Origin of the sequence: Streptomyces sp. NPDC002838, assembly GCF_040295365.1 — a bacterium.
Lineage (GTDB): Bacteria > Actinomycetota > Actinomycetes > Streptomycetales > Streptomycetaceae > Streptomyces.
On record NZ_JBEOVF010000003.1, the window covers coordinates 123,624 to 147,104 of the forward strand.

Here is a 23,481-nt window from a genome sequence, read left to right on the forward strand (position 1 = left end):
GCGCCTGACCCGCGTACCCGCTGGGCACAATGGCCGATATGGCCTCCACGACCTTCTCCGCCCCGACCGTCGGCTTCGACCTCGACATGACCCTCATCGACTCCCGGCCCGGCATCCGCGCCTGCTACCTGGCGCTGTCGGAGCGGACGGGGACGTACATCGACGCCGACCTGGCCGTCACCCGGCTCGGGCCGCCGCTGGCCGAGGAACTGATCAACTGGTTCCCGGCGGAGGAGGTGGAGGCGATGGGCGACCTCTACCGGTCGATGTACCCGGCGATCGCCATCGTGCCGACGCCCGCGCTGCCCGGTGCCCGCGAGGCGATAGCGGCCGTGCGGGCGGCCGGCGGCCGGGCCGTCGTCGTCACCGCCAAGCACGAGCCCAACGCCAAGCTGCATCTGGAGCACCTGGGCATCGAGCCCGACGCGGTCGTCGGCGACCTGTGGGCGGAGCAGAAGGCGGAGGCGCTGCGCGAGCACGGGGCAACCGTCTACGTCGGCGACCACGTCGGGGACGTCCGGGGCGCCCGGACCGCCGGCGCGCTGTCGGTGGCGGTGGCGACGGGCCCGTGCGGCAGGGAGGAGCTGAGCGCCGCCGGGGCGGACGTGGTCCTCGCGGACCTCACCGAGTTTCCCGGTTGGCTTTCGGCGTAGGGCCTGCCCGGCGGATCATGCCGCAGACGCGGGCTGCTCCGCCGGACAGGCCCTACCTCCCGGCCCGCGCCTGACGGCGCCCCGCCGCGATCGACTGCAGTACGCCTGCGCCGGACAGCAGGAACCCGACGCCCATGAGCATGCTCAAACCGAACATGTACGTCGGAAAAGGCGTCGTACCGAGAAGGAACGGTGCCACGGTGACGAGAGTGGCCAAGGCACCGATGAAGAACACGATCGCACCGGTACGGATCAGTCGGTCACCAGGAGCGGCGGAATTCGTTTGGGTTTTGTCACGCACCGGACCAGGGTAGTTCCCTGCGCGAAGGAACAACCGGGTGACGTCTTGTCACCGGCCTGAAGAGCATTAGCCTTGGTACCGGCGGGTCCCGACGACCCGCCCGAGTGCTATCAAGAGCCGTTTCAGAAGCAGTTTTCCGACGAGTACGAGGACGAGGACAGACGTGCCTACCGGCAAGGTCAAGTGGTTCAACAGCGAGAAGGGCTTCGGCTTTCTCTCCCGCGACGACGGCGGTGACGTCTTCGTCCATTCCTCGGTCCTCCCCGCCGGAGTCGAGGCGCTCAAGCCCGGACAGCGAGTCGAGTTCGGAGTCGTCGCCGGGCAGCGCGGTGACCAGGCACTTTCCGTCACCCTGCTCGACCCGACCCCCTCTGTCGCGGCCGCCACCCGTAAGAAGCCGGACGAACTCGCCTCCATCGTCCAGGATCTGACGACCCTCCTCGAGAACATCACCCCGATGCTCGAGAGGGGCCGCTACCCCGACAAGACCGCCGGCAAGAAGATCGCGGGCCTGCTGCGCGCGGTCGCCGACCAGCTGGACGTCTGACCCGGGTCCCCGTCACCCGGTCACCCGGTCACCCGGTCAGGGAAAATCGAGCGCGTTCGGGCCGAGGGGCGGCACCAGCCCCTCGGCCGCCGCGCGTGTGAGGAGACCCCGCACGGCCGCGTAGCCGTCCTCTCCGAGGTCGGCGGTGAATTCGTTGACGTACAGGCCGATGTGCTGGTCGGCCACGGCCGGGTCCATTTCCTGGGCGTGTGCCATCACATACGGACGGGAAACCTCCGGGTCGTCCCAGGCCGCGCGTACGGACGTACGAATGGAATCGGCCAACAACGTCAGAGTTTCGGCCCCCAGCGAACGCTTGGCGATGATCGCGCCCAACGGGATCGGCAGCCCGGTCGTGTTCTCCCAGTGCTCGCCCATGTCCGCGAGCTTGTGCAGCCCGTAGTTCCCGTACGTGAAACGCGCCTCGTGGATGACGAGCCCCGCGTCCACCTTGCCGTCCCGTACGGCGGGCATGATCTCGTGGAACGGCATGACCACGATCTCGCCGACCCCGCCCGGGAGCGTGTCCGCCGCCCACAGCCGGAACAGCAGATACGCCGTCGACCTCTCGCTCGGCACGGCGACCGTACGGCCCGTCAGGTCGACCCCGGCCTCCCGCGTCAGCACCAGCGGCCCGCATCCCCGGCCCAGCGCGCCCCCGCACGGCAGCAGCGCGTACTCGTCGAGGACGTACGGCAGCACGGCGTACGACACCTTCAGCACGTCGAACTCGCCGCGCTCGGCCAAGCCGTTGGTGATGTCGATGTCCGCGAAGGTCACGTCGAGGGCGGGGGCGCCGGGGACGCGGCCGTGGGCGAGGGCGTCGAAGACGAAGGTGTCGTTGGGGCAGGGGGAGTAGGCGATCTGCAGAGGCCGCACGGGCTCACTCGGTGGGGTCATGTGGGTTCCAACTCTCCAGTGCGGGCGCGAGCTTCCCGAAGCCCGCCGTCAGGGCCGTGAGGGCCTCGCCGATGCGCCAGGCGGCGCGGTCGCGCGGGCCGACCGGGTTGGAGACCGCGCGCAGCTCCAGCACGGGCGTGCGGTGGAGCGCCGCCGCCTCGGCGACACCGAAGCCCTCCATGGCCTCGGCGAGGGCACGGGGGTGACGGGCGCGGAGTTCTGCGGCGCGCTCGGCGGTGCCGGTCACGGTGGAGACGGTGAGTACGGCGCCGGGGCGCGCGCCGGTCGCGGCCACGACATCTCGTACGAGTGTTTCCGGCGGACGGTGGCTGACACCCCCGAAGCCCAGCTCGGTCACCGGCAGAAACCCGTCGGCGGTCTCGGCGCCCAGATCGGCGACGGTGATCTCATCGGCGACGACGAGGGAACCAAGGGGCGCCCCGGGCTGAAAACCACCGGCGATCCCGGCGGAGACGACGAGATCGTAAGGGGCGCCTTCGAGGGCGGCGGCGGTGAGGGCGGAGGCGGTGGAGGCGGCGGCCAGGGCGGGGCCTACACCGACGGCGAGGACGTCGATGGTCGTGCCCGCCGCCACAGGCGGTCGACCGCTGTCGCTGCCTGCAACGCCGGGTACGGCCTCGACAGACCTCAGGGACAGCCGGCCCATCGGCACCCCGTCAAACGCCCGTGCCACCGCGTCCCCTTCAACAGGAACCGCGGTGGCTACCAGGACGCGCATGGCCGGCGGCAGCTCACGCGTCCGCGTTCTCCAGCTTGAAGTTCCACACGCCCTTGAACTCGTCGCTCTCGGCGGCCTTGTTCTGCTCGACGATGCTGATGTTCAGCGTCTTCGGCGCGGCCTGGCCCTGCTGGTCGGCGAAGAGGTCGACGCCCTGGAAGGAGTAGTACGTCTTCTTGTACACGCTCGTGACCTGCTGACCGTTGATCCACAGGGCCCAGCCCGTGTCCGCGACCTCCGGGTCGACACCGATGCGCAGCGTCTCGCTCTGCGGCACCTTGATCGTGTCCGACGCCTTCTTCAGCGCGCACTTGGTGGCTTCCTCGCGGCCGAGGTTCTTGCCGCCCTCGTAGCACGTGGCCTCGGCGCTCACCGAGTCGCCGCCGACCGTCACGGTGGCGCGCGGCGTCGGCTTGTCACAGGCCGACAGGACGAGCAGCCCGGCGGTAACGGCGCCGGCGGCGGCGACGGCGCGGCGGCGTCGCACAGCGGATTGCAGCGTGGTCATGGCCGAAGGCTATCTGGCGCCGTGAGTGGTCCTCCCACGCGGGGTGCGGCGTGCCGTACCCGAGAAGATCCTCAGGCCACCCTCGACCGCGCGGGGCCGCCCTGCCGGGCCGAGCTCAGCAGGCCCTTGACGGTGGTCAGCCAGCCGGTGGCGACGATCGCGGCGCCCACGAAGAGGCCCAGCGTGCCGTTGAGGGGCAGCACGATGCCGACCGCCCCGCCGAACACCCAGGACATCTGGAGCAGCGTCTCGGAGCGCGCGAACGCCGACGTACGCACCTGCTCCGGTACGTCCCGCTGGATCAGCGCGTCCAGCGACAGCTTGGCGAGGGCCTGCGCGAACCCGGCCACCGCCGCCAGACACGCCACCAGGGTGGCGCCGAAGAAGGTCGCGGCCGTGATCGCGGTGCCCAGCACGAACGCGACGACTGTCACGATGATGATCTCCGGCGCCTTCGAGCGCAGCCACGCCCCGACCGCCGTACCGAGCGCGTTGCCCACGCCTGCCGAGACGACCACCAGGCCCAGCGACACCGCCGCGCTCTCGCCCGTCAGCGGGTGCTCCCGCAGCAGGAAGGCGAGGAAGAAGGTCAGGAAGCCGGAGAGCCAGCGCAGGGAGGCGTTCGCGCCGAGGGCGTGGGTGACGGCGATACCGACCGTCCGCAGCCCGGGACGCTTGACCGGCTTCAGGTGCGGCCCGTGCAGATGCTCCTCGTCCGCCGCCAGCAGCGCGGTGTCCTCGCCCTTGGCCGAGTCGACCTTCGGGGGCAGCGAGAAGGACAGGAACATACCGGCGATGAAGATCACGAAGGCGCCGTAGAGCGGCCAGCGCGGCCCGATCGCCTGCAACCCCGCCGCGATCGGCGCGGCGATGCCGGTCGCGAGGAGTCCGCCGAGTGTGACGCGCGAGTTCGCCTTCACCAGGGAGAAGCGGGGTGGCAGGAGCCGGGGGACGACGGCACTTCTGACCACGCCGTACGCCTTCGACGCGACCAGCACGCCGAGCGCGGCCGGATACAACTCGATGCTGCCGGAGATGACCGCTCCGGACAGGACGAGCGCGAGCAGGGCACGGGCGAGCATCGCGCCCGCCATGGCGGCGCGGCGGCCGTGCGGGAGTCGGTCGAGGAGCGGGCCGATCACCGGGGCGAGGACCGTGAAGGGCGCCATGGTGATCGCGAGGTAGAGGGCGACGCGGCCGCGGGCCTCGTCGGTCGGGACGGAGAAGAACACGGTGGAGGCGAGGGCGACGGTGATCATCACATCCCCGGCGCCGTTCACACCGTGCAGCTCGATCAGCTTGCCCAGGCCGGACTCGCCGGCGCCGTGCGCGTGGGTCGCCTTGCGGATGCCGCGGGCGGGGCCGGTGACGGGAAGGTGCAGGGCACGACCGACCGAGCGGAGAGAGCCGCCGACCCGGCCCGATCCACTGTCTCGACTGCTCCCCTTGCTCCCCTTGATGTCCTTGCTTCCCTTGAGGCTCCTGATCCCCTTGGGCATCCCTTTGGGCCCACCGATCCCGGTGGCATCTTGGGGCGACTTCGCGGCTGCCACCCCGTCATAGTGCCCCGAGAAAGCCGTGTGTAGTGCGGTTACGCGCGCATGACCGCGCACTTCCGACGGGGAACAGTCCGGTGACAGTCCAGCGGGTGTAGGCGTCGGTGTAGGCCAGGGCCACGCGAACAGGTAGCGTGCATATCTCAGCCATCCCGCAGAATGGGTGGTAGAGGTGCGCCCGAGCGTGAGCGGGCGTGGACGTTGACGCGGTCCCCCGGTCCGCTCCGTCCGCCCCGTCGCCGACAGGCAGCGGCACCCTAGAGACGGCGTAGGAGAGAAGCGATACCTGTGAGCGCAGCGACCACGCGAAGCCGCACCCCCGACCGCCTGTGCGCCGAGGCCGTCGACCTCGCCCGCTCCGCCGCGGAGGAGGCAGCCGCACCAGGTGTCGTGGGCGAGCACTCCGGTCTGGTGTCAGAGGGTGACCGCGTCGTCACGCACTTCTTCGAGTGCAAAGAACTCGGGTACCGGGGCTGGCGCTGGGCCGTGACGGTCGCCCGTGCCTCCCGCGCGAAGGTCGTCACGCTGGACGAGGTGGTCCTGCTGCCGGGCCCGGACGCGCTCCTCGCCCCCGAGTGGGTGCCGTGGAGCGAGCGGCTGCGGCCGGGCGACATGGGCCCGGGCGACCTGCTCCCCACCGACGCCGAGGACCTCCGCCTGGAGCCCGGTTACACCGGCGAGGACGAGCCGCTGCCGAGCTCGCCCGTCTCGGAGGAGATGGCCGAGCTGGTCGAGGCGGAGGACGCGGAGGTCACGCAGGCCGCCCCGGCGAACCTCCCCGTCGCCCCCGTACGCGGTTCGATCGCCGCGATCGCCGAGGAACTCGGCATGCGCCGGGCCCGGGTGCTCTCCCGCTACGGCCTGCACGTCGCCGCCGACCGCTGGGAGGAGTCCTACGGCGCCAAGACCCCCATGGCCCAGGCGGCACCCGCGTCCTGCGTGAGCTGCGGCTTCCTCGTACCGATCGGCGGATCGCTGGGCCAGGCCTTCGGCGTCTGCGCGAACGAGTTCTCACCGGCCGACGGGCGGATGGTGTCCCTGTCGTACGGCTGCGGCGGGCACTCCGAGGCAGCGGTCATGCCGAAGCCACCGCGGCCGGCTCCGCCGGTGATCGACGAGACGCGGGTGGATCCGTTCCCGCTGCGGCCGGCTCGGGATTCGGGGTCGGTGCCGGAGGTGTCCGACGAGGATGTGGAGTTGGGGCACTCGTAGGTTTTGCCCGCCCGTCTGTCTCGGTCTCTCGAGAGGTGCGCCGCTCGGGTGGGGGCCGACCTTTCAGGCGACCGAGTCGGGTGCTCGGTCCGGTCTTCCCTCGCGGACCGCTCTCATCGCTTCGTCCAGCACTGCGCTCAACTCCGCAGTGCTTCCTGCGCGGTGACTGGGTCCTCGTGCTCCATGCCGCTCCTCGCGCGGGTGTGGCGGGCGGACAGATCGGGGCGGCGAGCGATTTCGATCTCCCGGGCCCACATCAGGACCCAGCTCTGCACAGGACTCAGCGACTGCCACTCGACAGCCTTGGCGAAGGCTTCGTCCTTGGCGGTCTGCAACTCCTCCAGACGCCCGGGGGCGACGACGGCGAAGGCTGCGCGCAGGGCGTCCGGGGTCTGCTCGGGACGGGGCGCCCACTCGCGGCCGTGATCGGACTCGCTACTCACCTGTGGTGAGTCCTTGCCCGTCGGCTTCGTCCTCGCCCTTGTAGCGCGGCAGGTCCTCGGTCGAGATCGTCCACTGCGCGATCGTGACATCTTCTCCGTACACGAAGTCCTTGCGGGTCGCGTAGCGGGGGCCGTCGAGGGTGGCCCGGACGGGCGACCTCATGTCGAGGACGATCCCTTCCTTGGTGATCTCGAACTTGCCGGGGAGGGCGCCGTCCGTCGACTCCACGAAGTCGCGCATGGCTCGGTACAGGCGGGAAGCACCCTGCCGCGCGTTGTCCGGGGCGATGGTGGAGGAGCCCCCGGCCGGACTCCGCGTCCGGGGCGGGGGCTTGGCGGCAGGGAAGGCGGTCGCCGCAGGTGTCGGTCACCTCGATGCGCAGGGTGCCGCCGACGACGTAGAGGGTGAGCCGGAAGTCCCTGACGGGGACGCGACTGTGCGTGGCCGCGTTGGCGGCGAGTTCGGCGACGACTTGGCGTGCCGGGTCCAACGGCAGCTCCCAGGAGCGGAGTTGTTCGGTCGCGAGGAGGCGGGCGAGGCGGGCTCCGCGTGGTGTGGGGGACAGTTGCACGCTGAAGTTGCGGATGGGGTGGGCGAGTCGGGCCTCGGGGGCGGCTGTTTCGTGGATCACGTGACTCAGAGTGGCGGTCCGCGCTTGCCGTGAACAGTGACGACTCCGTTGCGTACGGTGACTGTCCGGGCGTTGTCCGGTCGTGTCCGGGCTGTCGAGACCGGCCGTGCGGGTGGGGGGCGTCGCGGCACGGTCGTACGACGGAGGGGTGCGGGATGCAGCAGGTGGACGGGGTGGCGGGGCGGCTCAAGACGGAGGCGGACGAGCCGGGTTGGGAGGTGGATCCGGATGACGAGTGGGGTGTTGCGGTGATCGCGACCGTGGGGAGGCAGCTGAAGTTGCGGCGGGAGGCCGTGGGGATGCGGGCCGCCGACTTCGGGACCGCCGTCGGGTACGGCGAGGACATGATCTACAAGATCGAGGCCGGAAAACGGATTCCCCGGCTTGAGTATCTGGACAAGGCGGACGAGGTGCTGGGCGCCGGTGGGCTCATCTCCGCGATGAAGGAGGACGTGAAGAAGGTCCGGTACCCGAAGAAGGTGCGGGACCTGGCGCAGATGGAGGCGAAGGCGGTCGAGCTCCAGCTCTACGACCCTCTGAACATCCACGGGCTGTTGCAGACGCCGGAGTACGCACGCGGGCTCCTGCTGATGCGGCGCCCCGCGTACACCGAGGACGAGGTGGAGCGGTTCATCGCCGCCCGCGTGGCCCGCAAGGCCCTCTTCGAACGGGACCCGGCGCCTGAAATCAGCTTCGTGCTGGAGGAATGGACGCTGCGACGTCCGCTCGGAGGGAAGGCGGCGCTGCGGCGCCAGCTGCAACATCTGCTGGAGACGGGGCAGCTGCGGAACGTCGAGCTTCAGGTGATGCCGATGGATCGCGAGGAGCACGCTGGACTGGCCGGTGGCATCGAGGTGCTGAAGTTCCAGGACGGATCAGCGGTGGGACGTTCACCGGTGGTGGCCAACGGCCGGCCGGTCTCCGAACCCAGGCAGCTCCGTATCCTTGAACTGCGGTATGGCATCATCCGCGCGCAGGCTCTCACGCCTCGTGAGTCGACCGCCTTCATCGAGCAACTGCTGGGGGAAACATGATCCGCAAGACCTCGGCCGGGGACGCCTCCGATCTGGCGTGGTTCAAGAGCAGCTACAGCAGCAGCAGCGAGGGCGACTCCTGCGTCGAACTCGCCACCACCCCCGGCACCGTCCACGTCCGCGACTCCAAGAACCTCGACGGCCCCCGCCTCGCCCTGGCGCCGGAGGCCTGGGCCTCCTTCGTGTCCGGCGTTTGCAAGTGACCGTGGGAGCCGCCCGCTTCTTTGCCAGTGTCGTGCTTCCGCGACCCGAGTAAAGGGCGCTCCGCTGACGCTCCGCGTCGCCTTCGGCGATGGCCCTTCGGGCCACCCTTGACTCGGCTCGCTCCAGCACGGGTGAGAAGCGAGCGAGCGGCCCGGAAAGAGCGGGTGGCCAGGTCGGCGGACCTTCGGGTCGGTCGAGGGGTGGACCGGCGTCCGGGAGCGCGCTCGCGCCTCGCCAGCACGCCGGGTCGGCTCAGCGGCTATCGGTGAGTGGGGGGGCGCGGCAGCTGCAACTGGCGGATGTGACGGATTTGGCGAATCTGTTCACGGGGAGCCACACGCTCACACCCCCGCGCCAGCCGTCACCCATCCGCCGAGGGGCCGGCCAAAGGGACGTCTCAGTTGGGGCGGGTGAGAGGCAGAAACGGCAAGCTGGCTGGTCCAGGGCGTTGGGTCGGGCAAGGGGCGGTCTTGGGCGCACCGGCTCAGCGGGCCATCCAGCGGTCCATCTCCCGCGCCCGCGTATCCAGCGCGGTGACGAAGGTGGCTGACGCGGTCAGGGGATTGCCGGGAATCTGCACGTCGCGCTGGACGCCACCACACACATGGCCGGACCCCGGTTCGGGCATCTCCACCTCGCTTCCCGCGCGCCGCGCGAGCGCGACCGCCGTCGCCACGAATCCCTCGGAGAGCGCGAGGATCACGGAGTGCCCCGTCCGGCAGTGCCAAGCGACCAGGCCGCGTACGAACTCCGCGTACACGGCCGGATCGACCGCGAGTGTGTCGGGGTCGCCCCAATACCTGCCCTGACCGATTCCCGATGACAGCTTGAGCTCCGCCTCGAAGACCTCGACCTGCCGTAGGAAGAGGCGGCCGGCACCTGGAGTTGCGCCGCGTGGTCCTGGATCGGCTCGGTGAAGGTGCGGTGCGGGGTCCGGGCCCTTCGAGTCGGCTGAGCGCCCGACGACAGACCGGGACACCGGACAACTCGGGCGCTCGCCCGGTAATTGGTAGATCTGTTCCATCGGCACGAGCACCTGACCTGCGGTTTTCTCTAGCGGGGGTGGAACAGATCTGCCAATCACTGCTTGAGCCGGCCCCTCGGCGGATGGGTGACGGCTGGCGCGGGGGTGTGAGCGTGTGGCTCCCCGCGAACAGATTCGCCAAATCCGTCACATCCGCCAGTGCAGCTGCCGCGCCCCCCACTCACCGATAGCCGCTGAGCCGACCCGGCGTGCTGGCGAGGCGCGAGCGCGCCCCCGGACGCCGGTCCACCCCTCGACCGACCCGAAGGTCCGCCGACCTGGCCACCCGCTCTTAGCGGGCGGCCCCCACGGTGCCGATGGACTCCGTCCAGGCGGCCGACCCGGTCTGCGGTGCGCTCGGCCGAGGGATCTTCCACATCCCACCGGCTTCCGTGACCTCGCCCCTGACCCCGCGCCTGACCACGCCCGGAGCCCCCCAGCCGACCCCGGGGCGGGCGGCGGCGCACCCGCGCTCCCCAGGCGGTACCTTCGTCCTCACGTCGATGAGGAGAAGGAAACGTGAGCAAGTTCGTGCGGCCCGCGGCCGAGGGCGCGGACCCCTTCGGGACCGCCCGTCTCAGGCGAGGCGTGCTCGACGCCTGGGCCACCAGCCCCGCCCGCTTCCGCGAGGACGCCAACGCCGAGGAGGATCTCGTCCTCGGGGGGTATCGGGACCGGCTCGTCGTCGAGCTCGCCCAGAACGCCGCCGATGCCGCCGCCAGGGCAGGCGTACCCGGCCGCCTCCGCCTCACCCTCCGCGACGGCGTCCTCGTCGCCGCCAACACCGGCGCCCCTCTCGACGCGGCGGGAGTGGAGTCCCTGTCGACCCTCCGCGCCTCCGCCAAACGCGACACCCCCTCCGTCGGCCGCTTCGGCGTCGGGTTCGCCGCCGTTCTCGCCGTCACCGACGAGCCCGCCGTCGTCGGCCGGCACGGCGGCGTCCGCTGGTCCCTCGGCGAGGCCCGCGTCCTGGCCGCCGACACCGCCCGGCACAGCCCTGGGCTGGGGGACGAGATCCGCCGCCGTGACGGGCACGTGCCGCTCCTCCGGCTCCCCTTCGCCGCCGAGGGCACCGCCCCCGACCCGTACGACACGGCCGTCATCCTGCCCCTGCGCGACGCGGCCGCCACCGACCTCGCCGAACGCCTCCTCGCCGCCGTCGACGACGCCTTGCTCCTCGCCCTCCCCGGCCTCGAAGAGGTCGTGATCGAGACCGAGGAGACCCGGACCCTGCGCCGCCGCACCGACGGCGCCTTCACCGTCGTAGATGATTCGCGGGACGGTACGACCTACTGGCGTACGGCCGCCGCGTACGGACCGCTCACCCCGGACCTGCTCGCCGACCGCCCCGTCGAGGAGCGCCTGCGCCCCCACTGGTCGGTCACCTGGGCCGTGCCCGTCGACGCCACCGACGGCACCCCGGTCCGCCCCCGCACCAGCCCGTTCGTCCACGCCCCCACCCCCAGCGACGAGCCCCTCGGCGTGCCCGCCCTGCTCATCGCGTCCCTCCCGCTGGACTCCACCCGCCGGCACGCCGCGCCCGGCCCGCTGACCGACTTCCTGGTCCAGCGCGCGGCGGACGCGTACGCCGAACTCCTCGCCGACTGGCGGCCGGTGACCGCCGGCATCATCGACCTCGTGCCCGGCCCGCTGGGCAAGGGTGAATTGGACGGTGCGCTGCGGCGGGCGATCCTCGAACGGCTGCCCCGGACCTCCTTCCTGCCCCCGGCCCTCGAACCCGCCCGTCACGACACCGAGCTGCCCGAATCCCTCCGCCCCCGCGACGCCGAGGTAGTGGAGGGCGCGGGCACGGACACCGTGCGCGTCCTCGCCGAGGTGCTCCCCACCCTCCTCCCCGCCGGGCTCGAACGGCGTGTGGAGCTGCGGACATTGGGCGTCGTCCGCGTCCCTCTGACCGACGCCGTGGACCGGCTGGCGGGGCTGGAGAAGGCGCCGGACTGGTGGCGACGGCTCTACGACAGCCTCGCGGGCGTCGACCCGGACCGGCTCTCCGGGCTGCCCGTGCCGCTCGCCGACGGCCGGACCACCATCGGCCCGCGCCAGGTGCTCCTCCCCACCCCGGACGCGGCCCGTATCGACCCGGAGATCCTCGCCCGGCTCGGCCTCAAGGTCGCCCACCCGGACGCCGCCCACCCGCTCCTGGAGAAGCTCGGCGCCCTCCCGGCGACGCCGCGAGCCGTCCTCACGACGCCCCAGGTCCGAGCCGCCGTAGCCACGTCCCTCGACGACGAGGGCGGCCTGGACTGGGAGCAGGACGCTCCCGACGCCGAGGAACTGGCCGACACGGTCCTCGCCCTGGTCCGGGACGCGGGCCTGGAACCCGGCGACGAGCCCTGGCTCGGCGCCCTCGCCCTCCCCGACGAGGAAGGCGAACCGGCACCCGCGGGCGAACTCGTCCTCCCCGGCAGCCCGTTCCACCAGGTCATGCGCGAGGGCGAACTCGCCGCGGTGGACGCCGAATTGGCCGACAAGTGGGGCGAACAACCGCTGGCCGCCTGCGGCGTCCTCGCCAACTTCGCCCTCGTCCGCGCCACCGACGTCGTCCTCGACCCGGACGAACTGGAGCCCCGCGAGGGCGACTTCGCCGAGCCCGACGACGCGGGCCTGCTCGACGCGGTGGACGTGTGGTGCGAGGACATCCTCGACCGCTTCCCGGACACACCCGTACCGCCGGTCGCCACGGAGCTCGTCGCCGTACGGGACCTGGACCTGGTCGACGACGACAAGTGGCCCCAGGCGCTGGCTCTGCTGTCGCAGCCGCCCTTGCGTGACGCGATCGTCCAACCGGTACGGATCCTCCTCCCCGACGGCACGCACGAGGTCGTACGGCCGTACACGGCCTGGTGGCTGCGCGGCCACCCGGTACTCGACGGCCGCCGCCCGGCGGGCCTGCTCGCCGCCGGCGGCGACCCGCTCCTCCGCGGCCTCTACGACGAGGCCGACGCGACCGGCTTCGACGACGAGCAGGTGCTGCGGGCGCTGGGCGTACGGACGTCGGTGGCCGCGCTGCTGGACGAGCCGGGCGGCGCCGCGGAGCTCCTTGACCGCCTCGCCGACCCGGACCGCCGGGTCAGTTCCACCCAACTGCACGCCCTCTACAGTGCGCTGGCCGACCTGGACCCCGAGCAGGTGACCCTGCCGGACGAGCTGCGGGCCGTGGTCGACGGGCGGGTGGTGGTCGTGGACGCGGCCGACGCCGTGGTCGTCGACTCGCCGGATCTGCTGCCGTTCACCGAGGGTGTGCCGCTGCTGCCGGTACGACCGACGCGGGCGGCCGATCTCGCCGAACTGTTCCAGGTGCGGCGCCTGAGCGAGTCCGTCACGGGCGAGGTGTCCTCCGAGGGCACCGAGCACGACGTACCGGAATCGGTACGGGTGCTGCTCGGGGCGCGGACGCCGTCGTCGTACGTCGAGCATGAGGAACTCGTCGTCGACGGGGTCGCGTTGGACTGGCGCCTTACGACGGACGGGGTGCTGCACGCCGCGACTCTGGAGGGTGTCGCCGCCGGGCTCGCCTGGGCGGCGGAGCAGTGGCCGCGGCGGTTCGAGGTGGCGGCGTTGCTGGAGGATCCTTCGCGGACGGAGGAGTTGGCGCGGGATCGCTGGTTCGACTGAGCCCGGTGCCGTTGCCCGGCGTCACACTTGCTTCGCAAGGTCCTGGCATTCCATACGCATAATCTGCTCGCCAGTACAACCATCCACATCCGTCACGGGTCTGATCATGCGAGCCAACAGGCTCCATGATCATTTGGGCCCCGCCGTGACCACGAGCCGTGTGCGACGACGGGCGGCGGGGGCCCCTTTCCACGTGGGGAACACATGCGCATACGTGCCACCGTGGCCGCCGTCTCCGGCGCCCTGGCCCTCTCCGCCTTCGTCGCCCCGGCCGCGCAGGCCGACTCGCAGGGTGCCGTGAGCCTGGACCGGCCGAGCGCCGCGGAGCGTTTCGGCGCCTCGTCCGCCAGGTCGGCGTTCAGCACGGCCGCTGCCGCGCCCACCGTCTCCAACGTCAAGGTGAACGCCGGCAAGAACGTCGTCGTCGGTGCCACCGCCGCCAAGACCGTCACGGTGTCCCTGACCGCCAGCCACCCGAGCGGCATCGAGGACGCCTACATCGACCTGTGGCACGGAACGGACGTCGATGAGGACGTCGACGGCTTCCTCCCGCCCAACGAGGAGGCGGCCAACTGCACGGCCACCAGCGCCACGACGTCGAACTGCAAGCTCACCATCACGGCCACCCCCGGTACGACCGGCGGCGGAGTCGGCGACCTGTACGCCAACGCGCTGGCCGGCACCTGGCACGTCACCGTGGGAGCCCTGTCCACGGACGGCGAGATCTACTGGAACGACTACTACCGGACCCACAAGGTCCAGCGGCTGTCGAAGCTGACCGTCAACGCCGCCCCGGAGCCCGTGAAGAAGGGCGCCACCATCACCGTCACCGGCAAGCTGACGCGCGCCAACTGGGAGACCGGTACGTACGTCGGCCTCAGCGGCCAGTCGGTCGGGCTGCAGTTCCGCAAGGCGGGCACCAGCACCTACACGAGCGTGAAGGGCATCAAGTCCACCACGGGCGGCGCCCTGAAGACCACCGTCAAGGCGTCCGCCGACGGTTACCACCGCTTCAGCTACGCGGGCATCACGAGCACCGCTCCGGTCAACGCCGCGGGTGACTACGTCGACGTGAAGTAATCGCGTGCGGTAATCACGTGAGGTAAACAGCGGTACTTGGCGCCGGCCCCGGGATCCCCCGAGGCCGGCGTTCTGCTTGCGTCATACGCATGCCAAACATTGCCTACGCACAGGCCAAATCCGGCCTCCTGGCCACAACCCACCCCACCCCTCGCGGATCTGATCACCTGAGTCAACAGACTCCTCGATCACTTCTCCCCCTGGGGAAACGCAATGCGCACAAGAGCCACCCTGGCCGCCGTCTCCGCCTTGACCGGCGCCCTGGCCCTCTCCACCCTCGCCGCCCCGGCCGCTCAGGCCGCCGACTCCGGCACCCCGTACACGCTGGACGTCAGCTTCTCGAACTTCAAGATCGCCACGGCGATCAAGGTCGGTACCACCAACGTGGTTTCCACGAAGGTCACCTACACGCTCACCCACGGCGCCGACGTCGACATCACCTCGGACGACTTCTACACCGACCCGTTCCTCTACCGCGGCACCTTCGGCGGCGACAGCACCCCGGAGCTCTACGGCGACGACTTCGCCACCTGCACCGCCACCTCGTCGACCACCGCCACCTGCACCGGCACGATCGACATCCACCCGGCCGACGGCGACCTGTTGAACTCGCAGGCGGGTACCTGGAAGGCCGCCGCCGAGGCCACCGACTTCAACGGCCAGGACCCCTCGAGCAGCAGCCTCGACCTGAGCAAGGTCGGCTACAAGGACCAGGGCGACCTCGGCAGCACGCTCGTCCAGCGCTACTCCAAGCTGACCGCCAACGCCGGCCCCGAGCCGGTCTACAAGGGCAGGACCATCACGACCACGGGCAAGCTGTCCCGGGCCAACTGGGAGGACCACCAGTACCACGGCTACACCGGTCAGCCGGTCAAGCTCCAGTTCCGCAAGGCGGGCACCAGCACGTACACCACGGTCAAGACGGTGTACTCCGACTCGTACGGCAATCTCAAGGCCACCGCCACCGCGCAGTACGACGGCTACTGGCGGTTCAGTTTCGCGGGCACCACCACGACGCCGGCGGTGAGTGCCACCGGTGACTACGTCGACGTGAGGTAACCGCCGGCCGCCTCAGGCCGGGAACCGGCGGTCGACCCACCTCCACAGCATCTCCAGGGCGACCGCCGCCACCACCGCGATGCCCACCGCGATCCACGGCATCGTCATCCCGACCAGCTTCAGCGCGAAGAACTCCTGCAACCACGGCACCACCAGCACCAGCAGGAACCCGGCGCCCATCGCCGCCACCAGTGCGATCCGCCACCAGGTGTAGGGGCGGGCGATGATCGCCAGTACCCACATCGAGATCAGGAAGAGCGTCAGCGTCGCGGCGCTGGTCTCGGCGTCCAGCGCGCCGCTGCCGGCGTAGTGGTTCCGGGCGATCAGATACGTCGCGAAGGTCGCCGTCGCCGCCACGATCCCGCCGGGGATCGAGTACCGCATGACCCGCCGTACGAAGTTCGGCTTCGCGCGTTCCTTGTTGGGCGCGAGGGCGAGGAAGAAGGCCGGGACGCCGATGGTCAGGGTGGAGAGCAGGGTCAGGTGGCGGGGGAGAAAGGGGTATTCCACCTGCCAGCACACCACCAGGATGGCCAGCAGCACCGAGTAGACGGTCTTGACGAGGAAGAGGGTGGCGACCCGGGTGATGTTGCCGATGACCCGGCGGCCCTCCGCCACCACGGAGGGGAGCGTCGCGAAGCTGTTGTTGAGCAGCACGATCTGCGCGACCGCCCGGGTGGCTTCGGACCCCGAGCCCATCGACACGCCGATGTCGGCGTCCTTGAGGGCGAGTACGTCGTTCACGCCGTCGCCGGTCATCGCGACCGTGTGGCCGCGGGACTGAAGCGCCCCCACCATGTTCCGCTTCTGCTGCGGGGTGACCCGTCCGAAGACCGTGCCCTCGTCGAGGGCCGTGGCCATCTCGTCCTTGTCGGCGGGGAGCCGGCGCGCGTCGATGGTGGTTCCGGTCAGCCCCAGCTTCGATGCCACCGCGCCCACCGACACCGCGTTGTCGCCGGAGATGACCTTGGCGTCGACGTTCTGCTCGGCGAAGTAGCGCAGGGTGTCGGCGGCGTCCGGCCGCAGCCGCTGCTCCAGTACGACCAGGGCGGTGGGCCGGGCGCCCTTCGCGACCTCGGGATCATCCAGGTCGCGGGCGGCGCGGGCCAGCAGCAGCACCCGCAGCCCCTGTTCGTTGAGCCGTTCGGTCTCGGCGAGGGCGGGGTCGTCGTCGGACAGGAGGACGTCGGGGGCGCCGAGGAGCCACGTACTGGCCTCCCCGTTGCCCTCGCTGAAGGAGGCGCCGCTGTACTTGCGGGCGGAGGAGAAGGGGAGGGACTCCGTGCAGCGCCAGTCCTCCCCGTCCGGGTAGGCGGCGATGATCGCCTGGAGTGAGGCGTTCGGGCGGGGGGCCGATTCGCCGAGGGCGCCCAGCACAGTGCGTACGTACGTCTCGTCACTGCCGCCCAGCGGGCGCAGCTCGGTGACGTCCATGCCGCCCTCGGTGAGGGTGCCGGTCTTGTCGAGGCAGACGGTGTCGACGCGGGCCAGGCCCTCGATGGCGGGGAGCTCCTGGACCAGGCACTGTTTCCGGCCGAGGCGGATCACGCCGATCGCGAAGGCGACGGAGGTGAGGAGGACCAGGCCCTCGGGGACCATGGGCACGATGCCGCCGGCCGTGCGGGCGATGGAGTCCTTGAGGGCGTTGTCCTTGACGAACAGCTGGCTGATGATCAGGCCGATCGCGGTCGGGACCATCATCCAGGTGACGTACTTGAGGATCGTGGAGATGCCGGAGCGCAGCTCGGAGTGGACGAGCGTGAAGCGGGAGGCCTCCTCGGCGAGCTGGGCGGCGTAGGCCTCGCGGCCGACCTTGGTCGCCTGGAAGGCGCCGCCGCCCGCGACCACGAAGCTCCCGGACATGATCTGATCCCCCGGCCGCTTGACCACCGGATCCGCCTCGCCGGTGAGCAGCGACTCGTCGATCTCCAGGTTGTCGACCTCGACGCACACGCCGTCGACGACCGCCTTGTCGCCGGGACCGATCTCTATGAGGTCGTCCAGCACGATCTGCGAGGTACTGACCTCGGCGGCTACGCCGTCCCGTCTCACGGTGGGGCGGGCCTCGCCGATCACCGCGAGCGAGTCCAGGGTCTTCTTCGCCCGCCACTCCTGGACGATGCCGATGCCGGTGTTGGCGAGGATCACGAAGCCGAACAGGCTGTCCTGGATCGGCGCGACGGACAGCATGATCACCCAGAGCACACCGATGATCGCGTTGAACCGGGTGAAGACGTTCGCCCGGATGATGTCGACGGTGGACCGGCTGCTGCGCACCGGCACGTCGTTGACCTGGCCGCGTGCGACGCGCTCCGCGACCTCTGCGGCAGTGAGGCCGGTCACCGGGGTCGGGATCGCGGTGGGGTGCACAGGGCCGAGTTCGGTGCCCGCGTCGGTGTGCGTCATGCATTCGACGGTACGTGCGGATTTGGGGGTTCACCCGCCGAGTGGGCGGAAGATCCGACTTGGGAATGAGGCACATGACGGCAATTGATGCCGTGGTACTACTCGGGGCGGGTTATGGGCCGTTGCGGGCCATCACGGCGGTTGCGGCCCGCCGGTCACTCGGCAGCGGCAGCCGGCGCGTCCTCCGTGGCCGCCGACCTCTTGATCGCCGCATCGCGCTTGCGGACGTACCAGATGCCGATGAATCCCAGGCCGCCCCCGGCCAGGCAGGTCCACAGCCACCAGGTGTGGCCGTGGTCGTCGAACCAGCCGTAGAAGGGGAGCTGGACCAGGAAGAGGACGAGCCAGATGATCGTGCCGCCGGTGACGGTGGCGACGACCGGGCCCTCCAGGGGCTCGGGCGCCTCGTGCTTCGGGGTCCATTTGGCCATGGTCACAGCTTACGAGGCGATCAGGTCTACGCGCGGAGATAGCGTTCGGGACCTCATATGTTCATACTGAAACGGTTTTGTCTCTGACCACTTCTGTTCGTAGGAAACACCCATGCGGCCTGGGGGAAGTCCGCCGGTGATGAGGTCCCGCATGTCCACCTCGGCCCCCGCCAAGGCCGCGCCCGAGCAGCCGGGCGGCGCCCCCGCGTACGGCGCTCTCGACCGCTACTTCAAGATCTCCGAGCGCGGCAGCAGCCTGCCCCGGGAGATCCGCGGCGGTTTCGCCACCTTCTTCGCGATGGCCTACATCATCGTGCTGAACCCGATCATCCTGGGCAGCGCGAAGGACGTGTACGGGCACCAGCTCGACAACGGACAGCTGGTGACGGCGACGGCCGTGACGGCGGCGTTCACCACGCTGCTCATGGGCGTCGTCGGCAACGTGCCCATCGCGCTCGCCGCCGGGCTCGGTGTGAACTCGGTGGTCGCCCTCCAGCTCGCGCCCCGGATGTCCTGGCCCGACGCGATGGGCATGGTCGTCCTCGCCGGCTTCGTTGTCATGCTGCTCGTCGCCACGGGCCTGCGCGAGCGCGTGATGAACGCCGTCCCCTACGGCCTTCGCAAGGCCATCTCCATCGGCATCGGCCTGTTCATCATGCTGATCGGCCTCGTCGACTCCGGCTTCGTCTCCCGCATCCCTGACGTCGCCCGGACCACCGTCCCGCTCCAACTCGGCGGCGACGGTCACCTGGACGGCTGGCCGGTCCTCGTCTTCGTCCTGGGCGCCCTGCTCACCCTCGCGCTCATCGTCCGCAAGGTCTCCGGCGCGATCCTCATCTCGATCGTCACGATGACCGTCCTGGCAGTCGTGATCAACGCGGTCGCGGACGTCCCCTCCTGGGGGCTCACCACCCCCAAATGGCCCGGCAACCCCGTCGCCACTCCCGACTTCGGGCTGATCGGCGACGTCAGCCTCTTCGGCGGCTTCCACAAGGTCGGCCTCCTGACCGGCGTCCTCTTCGTCTTCACCGTGCTGCTGTCGTGCTTCTTCGACGCGATGGGCACGATCATGGGCGTCAGCGACGAGGCCAAGCTGACCGACGCGCAGGGTCAGATGCCCGGCATCAACAAGGTCCTCTTCGTCGACGGTCTCGCCGTCGCCGCCGGTGGCGCCGGCTCGTCCTCGGCCACCACCGCCTTCGTGGAGTCCACGGCCGGCGTCGGCGAGGGCGCGCGTACCGGCTTCGCGAACGTCGTCACCGGTGGGCTGTTCGCCGTAGCGCTGTTCCTGACGCCCGTCGCCACGATGGTCCCGTCCCAGGCGGCCACCCCGGCCCTGCTCGCCGTCGGCTTCCTGATCCTGGCCGGCTCGGTCAAGGAGATCGACTGGGCCGACCACACGATCGCCGTCCCGGCCTTCGTGACGATGGTGATGATGCCGTTCACCTACTCGATCACCAACGGCATCGGCATGGGCTTCATCACCTTCGTGGTGCTGCGCCTGGCGGCCGGGCGCGGCAAGGAGATTCCCGCCGCGATGTACGTCGTGTCCGCCGTGTTCGCCTTCTACTACCTGATGCCGGCGCTCGGTCTCACGTGATCCCGAGGGTCACGTGACCCCGTAGAACTTCTCCGTCTCCTCGACGGCGGCCTGGAACCGCTCGTCGAAGTCGTCGCGGATGAGCGTCCGGACCACATAGTCCTGGACGCTCATTCCCCGTTTCGCCGCATGGTGCCGGAGCCGCTCGAGCAGCTCCCCGTCTATCCGCAGGCTGAGCACGCTGGTCCCCATGGGCACGAGGGTCGCGGTCGTGTGCCGGCTGGCGTTCACTTTCCGCCACCGTCTCACTCGTATGGGTGATGATCAGGTTTTCGTGGTCAGTTTCACGGGAATCCCTGTGCGCGCCAGCTTGTTTAGCTAGGGTAATGAGTTACGCTAAAGAGATGCCGGACCTTACACATGGCGACGACGCTGCCGCCGTGAACTCCCTTCGCTCCGCCGTGATGCGGTTGTCCCGTCGGCTCAAGCACCAGCGGGTCGACGAGTCGCTGAGCCCCACCGAGATGTCGGTGCTCGGCACCCTGTCCACCTACGGCAGGGCCACCCCGGGCGAGCTCGCCCGCAAGGAGCACGTCCAGCCGCCCTCGATGACCCGCATCGTGGCGCTGCTCGAAGCCAAGGGGCTGGTCCGTCTGGAGCCGCACCCCGAGGACCGGCGCCAGAAGGTCGTCACGAAGACCGAGCAGGCCGAGGCGATGCTCGAAGAGAGCCGCCGTAAGCGCAACGCCTTCCTGGCCACCCTGGTCGACGGCCTCGACGAGGACGAGTGGGCGAAGCTGCGCGCCGCCGCCCCCGTGCTGGAGAAGCTCGCACACCTGTAAGCAGCGTTCACGAGGAGGCGAACCCTTTTGAGTACGGGATCCGGAGCAGACTCCGCCCCCGCACCTACCCACCACGACTCCCAGACCGCTCCCGACACCCCCCGCAAGTCGTCGATGTTCAGCTCCCTGAAGGTCAGGAACTACCGCCTGTTCTTCGTGGGCCAGGTCGTCTCCAACATCGGCACCTGGATGCAGCGCATCGCCCAGGACTGGCTCGTCCTCAGCCTCACCGGCTCCTCGGCCGCCGTCGGCATAACGACGGCCCTGCAGTTCCTGCCGATGCTCCTCTTCGGCCTCTACGGCGGTGTCCTGGTCGACCGCCTGCGCAAGCGCCCCACTCTGCTCGTCACGCAGTCCGCGATGGCCCTCACGGCGATCGCCCTCGCCGTCCTCACGATCTCCGGCCACGTCCAGGTCTGGCACGTCTACGTCGCCGCCTTCGCCGTGGGCCTCGCGACCGTCGTCGACAACCCGGCCCGCCAGTCCTTCGTCTCCGAACTGGTCGGCCCCCGCCAGCTGCAGAACGCGGTCAGCCTGAACTCGGCCAACTTCCAGTCCGCCCGCCTGGTCGGCCCCGCCGTCGCCGGCCTGATGATCACCGGCGTGGGCACGGGCTGGGCGTTCCTCTTCAACGGCCTGTCCTTCGTCGCGCCGCTCACCGGCCTGCTGCTGATGCGCACGCGTGACCTGCGCGCCGTCGAGCGGGCACCGCGCGGGAAGGGGCAGTTGCGGGAAGGCGTCCGCTACGTCACCGGCCGGCCCGAGCTGATCTGGCCGATCGTCCTCGTCGGCTTCGTCGGCACCTTCGCCTTCAACTTCCCCGTCTACCTCTCGGCCTTCGCCGACGACGTGTTCCACGCGGGCGCGGGCGCCTACAGCATGTTCAACACGCTGATGGCGGTCGGTTCCCTGGCCGGCGCCCTGCTCGCCGCCCGCCGCGGCACCGCCCGGCTGCGGCTGCTGATCGCGGCCGCGATCGCCTTCGGCGCGCTGGAGATCGTCGCGGCCATGACGCCGACGCTGTTTCTGTTCGCCCTGCTCATGATCCCGCTCGGCCTCTTCGGCATGACGGTCAACGTCACCACGAACACCAGCATCCAGATGACCACCGAGCCGGCCATGCGCGGCCGCGTCATGGCCCTGTACATGATGGTGTTCCTGGGCGGCTCGCCGGTCGGCGCCCCGATCGTCGGCTGGGTCACCGACACCTACGGCGCCCGGGTCGGCCTCGCCGCCGGCGGCGCCGTGGCGGCCACCGCCGCCGCGGTGATCGGCCTGATTCTGGCCCGCGTCGGCAACCTGCGGCTGTCGGTCGGCTGGAACGGCGGCCACCCGCACGTCCGCTTCGTCCCGCGTGATCAGCGGGAGGAGCGGGAGGATCAGCTGGCGACGGTGGCGTGAGTCACCCGGAGTCCCGGAGTCCCGGAGTCCCGGAGTCCCGGAGTCCCGGAGTCCCGGAGTCCCGGAGGGTGATCACACCCTCCGGGCCAGCACCTGTCCCGGCCAGTCGTTCTCGCCGGTGGTGTAGGCCTCGGTGCGGGTGAAGCCGTTGCTCTCGTAGTAGCGCACCAGCTTGCCGTCGTCTCCGGCGTAGCAGTCGACCCGCAGCAGGGAGACCCCCGCGCGCTTCGTCTCCTCGGCCGCGTGCGCGAGCAGGGCGCTGCCCACGCCGTGGCCCTTGAAGCGGCGGTCGGAGGCGAGCCAGTGGATGTAGCGCTCGGGTTCGCCGGGCGGTGCGAGGTGGGACAGGTAGGCGCCGGCCGAGTCGGTGAGGGTGAGGGTGGCGGCCGGTACGCCGTCGACCTCGGCGATGTACACATCGCCCTCGTCCATGTACCGGGCGACCGACTCCACTGTCTTCGGGCTCTCCGACAGGGGCTTCGTCCCCCACTGGCCGGGGCGCCCCTGCTCGACGAGCCACTCCACGCAGCTGTCGAGCATGCTGAGTATCACGGGGATGTCGTCCGGGCCGCCTTCTCTGATGGTGATCTCCATGGAGGCAGACTAGGTGACCGTTCCCTGGAAGGGTGACGTCCATGAGACTCTTCGCCGCCGTGCTGCCCCCCGAGGAAGTGACCCGCGAACTCGCCGCCGAGGTAGCCCAGTTGAGGAAACTGCCCGGCGCGGACGACCTGCGCTGGACCGGCCGACCCGGCTGGCACTTCACGCTCGCGTTCTACGGCGAGGTCGACGACGATCTCGTACCGGAACTGTCGGCCCGGCTGGAGCGGGCCGCCCACCGCACGGCCCCGTTCCCGCTGGCGTTGCGCGGAGGCGGCCAGTTCGGCCACGGCCGCGCGCTGTGGGCGGGCGCGGAGGGCGACCTGCCGACCCTCGGTCTGCTGGCGGACCGGGCGGAGTCGGCGGCGCGGAAGGCGGGCGTACCGATGGGGGAGCACCGCCGTTACAAGGCCCACCTGACGGTGGCCCGCAGCCGGGAGGACATCGACGTACGGCCGTATCTGGCGGCCCTGAAGACCTTCACGAGCCGTACGTGGACGGTGGAGGAGCTGGTCCTGGTCCGCAGCAACCTGCCGAAGTCGGGGGTACCGGGGGAGCAGCCCCGCTACGAGGCGGTCGACCGCTGGTCACTCGGGGCGGCCGGTTAGGCTCGAAGGCGTGGACCCGAAAACCCGGAACCGGATCATGGCCGGTGTGCTCGTGCTGATGCTCGTGGTGGTGGCGGTGGCGGCGGCGGTCGGCAGGTAACCGACCGCCCCCGCCCCCTGCTGGG

At 70.5% G+C, this 23,481-nt stretch carries 23 protein-coding genes and 2 pseudogenes; 12 read left to right on the plus strand and 13 right to left on the minus strand.

Annotated features, from left to right (window positions below):
• Positions 1–38 precede the first annotated feature (38 nt).
• Positions 39–653 (plus strand): HAD family hydrolase, encoded by a 615-nt coding sequence (locus tag ABT063_RS05510; RefSeq protein ID WP_351055844.1) that lies wholly within the window; start codon positions 39–41, stop codon positions 651–653.
• Between the two features lie 52 nt (positions 654–705).
• Here ABT063_RS05510 and ABT063_RS05515 read toward each other — a convergent pair whose 3' ends face one another.
• Positions 706–954 carry a hypothetical protein gene (locus ABT063_RS05515; protein ID WP_351055845.1) on the minus strand — a complete coding sequence of 83 codons (249 nt, stop codon included), beginning with the start codon at positions 952–954 and terminating at the stop codon, positions 706–708.
• Positions 955–1,117: 163 nt separating this feature from the next.
• Between ABT063_RS05515 and ABT063_RS05520 the strand changes: the two genes are divergently transcribed.
• On the plus strand, positions 1,118–1,501 hold the full coding sequence (locus ABT063_RS05520; RefSeq protein WP_351055846.1) for a cold-shock protein: 384 nt from the start codon (positions 1,118–1,120) through the stop codon (positions 1,499–1,501).
• Positions 1,502–1,537: 36 nt separating this feature from the next.
• Here the strand turns inward: ABT063_RS05520 and ABT063_RS05525 are convergent, their stop codons facing one another.
• The 4 genes from ABT063_RS05525 to ABT063_RS05540 form a co-directional block, all read right to left on the minus strand.
• Positions 1,538–2,401: a 1,4-dihydroxy-6-naphtoate synthase gene (locus ABT063_RS05525; protein WP_351055847.1), complete on the minus strand. Its 864-nt coding sequence runs from the start codon at positions 2,399–2,401 to the stop codon at positions 1,538–1,540.
• Positions 2,385–3,140 (minus strand): futalosine hydrolase, encoded by a 756-nt coding sequence (locus ABT063_RS05530; protein WP_351055848.1) that lies wholly within the window; start codon positions 3,138–3,140, stop codon positions 2,385–2,387. The genes ABT063_RS05525 and ABT063_RS05530 overlap by 17 nt, the downstream gene beginning before the upstream one ends.
• A gap of 13 nt (positions 3,141–3,153) precedes the next feature.
• Positions 3,154–3,648, minus strand: coding sequence for a hypothetical protein (locus ABT063_RS05535; protein ID WP_351055849.1), 495 nt, complete (start codon positions 3,646–3,648; stop codon positions 3,154–3,156).
• Between the two features lie 71 nt (positions 3,649–3,719).
• Positions 3,720–5,201: an MFS transporter gene (locus ABT063_RS05540; protein WP_351055850.1), complete on the minus strand. Its 1,482-nt coding sequence runs from the start codon at positions 5,199–5,201 to the stop codon at positions 3,720–3,722.
• A gap of 291 nt (positions 5,202–5,492) precedes the next feature.
• On the opposite strand from ABT063_RS05540, the gene ABT063_RS05545 reads away from it, so the two are divergent.
• Positions 5,493–6,416 (plus strand): DUF3027 domain-containing protein, encoded by a 924-nt coding sequence (locus tag ABT063_RS05545; protein ID WP_351055851.1) that lies wholly within the window; start codon positions 5,493–5,495, stop codon positions 6,414–6,416.
• Between the two features lie 63 nt (positions 6,417–6,479).
• Here ABT063_RS05545 and ABT063_RS05550 read toward each other — a convergent pair.
• From ABT063_RS05550 to ABT063_RS05560, 3 genes and pseudogenes are all read right to left on the minus strand, one after another.
• Positions 6,480–6,859: pseudogene (locus tag ABT063_RS05550) on the minus strand (hypothetical protein).
• Positions 6,852–7,100, minus strand: coding sequence for a hypothetical protein (locus tag ABT063_RS05555; RefSeq protein ID WP_351055852.1), 249 nt, complete (start codon positions 7,098–7,100; stop codon positions 6,852–6,854). The pseudogene ABT063_RS05550 and the gene ABT063_RS05555 overlap by 8 nt, the downstream one beginning before the upstream one ends.
• A gap of 52 nt (positions 7,101–7,152) precedes the next feature.
• Positions 7,153–7,491, minus strand: a pseudogene (locus ABT063_RS05560) (ATP-binding protein); the annotation flags it as partial.
• Positions 7,492–7,646: 155 nt separating this feature from the next.
• Here ABT063_RS05560 and ABT063_RS05565 point away from each other — a divergent pair.
• Both ABT063_RS05565 and ABT063_RS05570 read left to right on the plus strand, forming a co-directional pair.
• Positions 7,647–8,525, plus strand: coding sequence for a helix-turn-helix domain-containing protein (locus tag ABT063_RS05565; protein ID WP_351055853.1), 879 nt, complete (start codon positions 7,647–7,649; stop codon positions 8,523–8,525).
• A complete protein-coding gene (locus ABT063_RS05570) occupies positions 8,522–8,728 on the plus strand; it encodes a DUF397 domain-containing protein (RefSeq protein ID WP_351055854.1) in 207 nt (68 codons plus the stop codon). Before ABT063_RS05565 ends, ABT063_RS05570 begins: the two co-directional genes overlap by 4 nt.
• A gap of 485 nt (positions 8,729–9,213) precedes the next feature.
• Here ABT063_RS05570 and ABT063_RS05575 read toward each other — a convergent pair whose 3' ends face one another.
• Positions 9,214–9,753, minus strand: a complete 540-nt coding sequence (locus ABT063_RS05575) for a DUF6086 family protein (protein ID WP_351055855.1) — start codon at positions 9,751–9,753, stop codon at positions 9,214–9,216.
• Positions 9,754–10,272: 519 nt separating this feature from the next.
• Between ABT063_RS05575 and ABT063_RS05580 the strand changes: the two genes are divergently transcribed.
• From ABT063_RS05580 to ABT063_RS05590, 3 genes are all read left to right on the plus strand, one after another.
• The gene (locus ABT063_RS05580; protein ID WP_351055856.1) at positions 10,273–13,389 is read left to right on the plus strand and encodes a sacsin N-terminal ATP-binding-like domain-containing protein; all 3,117 of its coding nucleotides are present in this window, start codon (positions 10,273–10,275) and stop codon (positions 13,387–13,389) included.
• A gap of 204 nt (positions 13,390–13,593) precedes the next feature.
• Positions 13,594–14,469: a calcium-binding protein gene (locus ABT063_RS05585; protein WP_351055857.1), complete on the plus strand. Its 876-nt coding sequence runs from the start codon at positions 13,594–13,596 to the stop codon at positions 14,467–14,469.
• 213 nt (positions 14,470–14,682) lie between these two features.
• Positions 14,683–15,528 carry a hypothetical protein gene (locus ABT063_RS05590; protein WP_351055859.1) on the plus strand — a complete coding sequence of 282 codons (846 nt, stop codon included), beginning with the start codon at positions 14,683–14,685 and terminating at the stop codon, positions 15,526–15,528.
• Positions 15,529–15,540: 12 nt separating this feature from the next.
• Here ABT063_RS05590 and ABT063_RS05595 read toward each other — a convergent pair whose 3' ends face one another.
• Together ABT063_RS05595 and ABT063_RS05600 are read right to left on the minus strand one after the other, a co-directional pair.
• The gene (locus ABT063_RS05595) at positions 15,541–17,934 is read right to left on the minus strand and encodes an HAD-IC family P-type ATPase (RefSeq protein WP_351055860.1); all 2,394 of its coding nucleotides are present in this window, start codon (positions 17,932–17,934) and stop codon (positions 15,541–15,543) included.
• Between the two features lie 155 nt (positions 17,935–18,089).
• Positions 18,090–18,365, minus strand: coding sequence for a DUF2530 domain-containing protein (locus ABT063_RS05600; RefSeq protein ID WP_351055862.1), 276 nt, complete (start codon positions 18,363–18,365; stop codon positions 18,090–18,092).
• A 151-nt stretch (positions 18,366–18,516) separates the two neighbouring features.
• Between ABT063_RS05600 and ABT063_RS05605 the strand changes: the two genes are divergently transcribed.
• The gene (locus ABT063_RS05605) at positions 18,517–19,965 is read left to right on the plus strand and encodes an NCS2 family permease (RefSeq protein WP_351055863.1); all 1,449 of its coding nucleotides are present in this window, start codon (positions 18,517–18,519) and stop codon (positions 19,963–19,965) included.
• Between the two features lie 9 nt (positions 19,966–19,974).
• Here ABT063_RS05605 and ABT063_RS05610 read toward each other — a convergent pair whose 3' ends face one another.
• Positions 19,975–20,157: a ribbon-helix-helix protein, CopG family gene (locus tag ABT063_RS05610; protein ID WP_073941803.1), complete on the minus strand. Its 183-nt coding sequence runs from the start codon at positions 20,155–20,157 to the stop codon at positions 19,975–19,977.
• Between the two features lie 152 nt (positions 20,158–20,309).
• Between ABT063_RS05610 and ABT063_RS05615 the strand changes: the two genes are divergently transcribed.
• Positions 20,310–20,747 (plus strand): MarR family winged helix-turn-helix transcriptional regulator, encoded by a 438-nt coding sequence (locus ABT063_RS05615; RefSeq protein WP_095752060.1) that lies wholly within the window; start codon positions 20,310–20,312, stop codon positions 20,745–20,747.
• Positions 20,748–20,774: 27 nt separating this feature from the next.
• On the plus strand, positions 20,775–22,148 hold the full coding sequence (locus ABT063_RS05620) for an MFS transporter (protein WP_351055865.1): 1,374 nt from the start codon (positions 20,775–20,777) through the stop codon (positions 22,146–22,148).
• Between the two features lie 72 nt (positions 22,149–22,220).
• Here the strand turns inward: ABT063_RS05620 and ABT063_RS05625 are convergent, their stop codons facing one another.
• Positions 22,221–22,742, minus strand: a complete 522-nt coding sequence (locus ABT063_RS05625; RefSeq protein WP_351055867.1) for a GNAT family N-acetyltransferase — start codon at positions 22,740–22,742, stop codon at positions 22,221–22,223.
• 41 nt (positions 22,743–22,783) lie between these two features.
• Between ABT063_RS05625 and thpR the strand changes: the two genes are divergently transcribed.
• On the plus strand, positions 22,784–23,356 hold the full coding sequence (gene thpR, locus ABT063_RS05630) for an RNA 2',3'-cyclic phosphodiesterase (protein WP_351055868.1): 573 nt from the start codon (positions 22,784–22,786) through the stop codon (positions 23,354–23,356).
• The last annotated feature ends 125 nt before the right edge of the window (positions 23,357–23,481 follow it).

What these genes read in the sequence shown, in the direction of transcription:
- ABT063_RS05575 (WP_351055855.1), bottom strand. Translation starts at nt 9,753, where the DNA reads ATGGAACAGATCTACCAATTACCGGGCGAGCGCCCGAGTTGTCCGGTG.
- ABT063_RS05605 (WP_351055863.1), top strand. Translation starts at nt 18,517, where the DNA reads ATGTCCACCTCGGCCCCCGCCAAGGCCGCGCCCGAGCAGCCGGGCGGC.
- ABT063_RS05535 (WP_351055849.1), bottom strand. Translation starts at nt 3,648, where the DNA reads ATGACCACGCTGCAATCCGCTGTGCGACGCCGCCGCGCCGTCGCCGCC.
- thpR (WP_351055868.1), top strand. Translation starts at nt 22,784, where the DNA reads ATGAGACTCTTCGCCGCCGTGCTGCCCCCCGAGGAAGTGACCCGCGAA.
- ABT063_RS05585 (WP_351055857.1), top strand. Translation starts at nt 13,594, where the DNA reads ATGCGCATACGTGCCACCGTGGCCGCCGTCTCCGGCGCCCTGGCCCTC.
- ABT063_RS05600 (WP_351055862.1), bottom strand. Translation starts at nt 18,365, where the DNA reads ATGGCCAAATGGACCCCGAAGCACGAGGCGCCCGAGCCCCTGGAGGGC.
- ABT063_RS05530 (WP_351055848.1), bottom strand. Translation starts at nt 3,140, where the DNA reads ATGCGCGTCCTGGTAGCCACCGCGGTTCCTGTTGAAGGGGACGCGGTG.
- ABT063_RS05595 (WP_351055860.1), bottom strand. Translation starts at nt 17,934, where the DNA reads ATGACGCACACCGACGCGGGCACCGAACTCGGCCCTGTGCACCCCACC.
- ABT063_RS05555 (WP_351055852.1), bottom strand. Translation starts at nt 7,100, where the DNA reads ATGCGCGACTTCGTGGAGTCGACGGACGGCGCCCTCCCCGGCAAGTTC.
- ABT063_RS05565 (WP_351055853.1), top strand. Translation starts at nt 7,647, where the DNA reads ATGCAGCAGGTGGACGGGGTGGCGGGGCGGCTCAAGACGGAGGCGGAC.
- ABT063_RS05510 (WP_351055844.1), top strand. Translation starts at nt 39, where the DNA reads ATGGCCTCCACGACCTTCTCCGCCCCGACCGTCGGCTTCGACCTCGAC.
- ABT063_RS05625 (WP_351055867.1), bottom strand. Translation starts at nt 22,742, where the DNA reads ATGGAGATCACCATCAGAGAAGGCGGCCCGGACGACATCCCCGTGATA.
- ABT063_RS05525 (WP_351055847.1), bottom strand. Translation starts at nt 2,401, where the DNA reads ATGACCCCACCGAGTGAGCCCGTGCGGCCTCTGCAGATCGCCTACTCC.
- ABT063_RS05610 (WP_073941803.1), bottom strand. Translation starts at nt 20,157, where the DNA reads ATGGGGACCAGCGTGCTCAGCCTGCGGATAGACGGGGAGCTGCTCGAG.
- ABT063_RS05615 (WP_095752060.1), top strand. Translation starts at nt 20,310, where the DNA reads ATGCCGGACCTTACACATGGCGACGACGCTGCCGCCGTGAACTCCCTT.
- ABT063_RS05590 (WP_351055859.1), top strand. Translation starts at nt 14,683, where the DNA reads ATGCGCACAAGAGCCACCCTGGCCGCCGTCTCCGCCTTGACCGGCGCC.
- ABT063_RS05570 (WP_351055854.1), top strand. Translation starts at nt 8,522, where the DNA reads ATGATCCGCAAGACCTCGGCCGGGGACGCCTCCGATCTGGCGTGGTTC.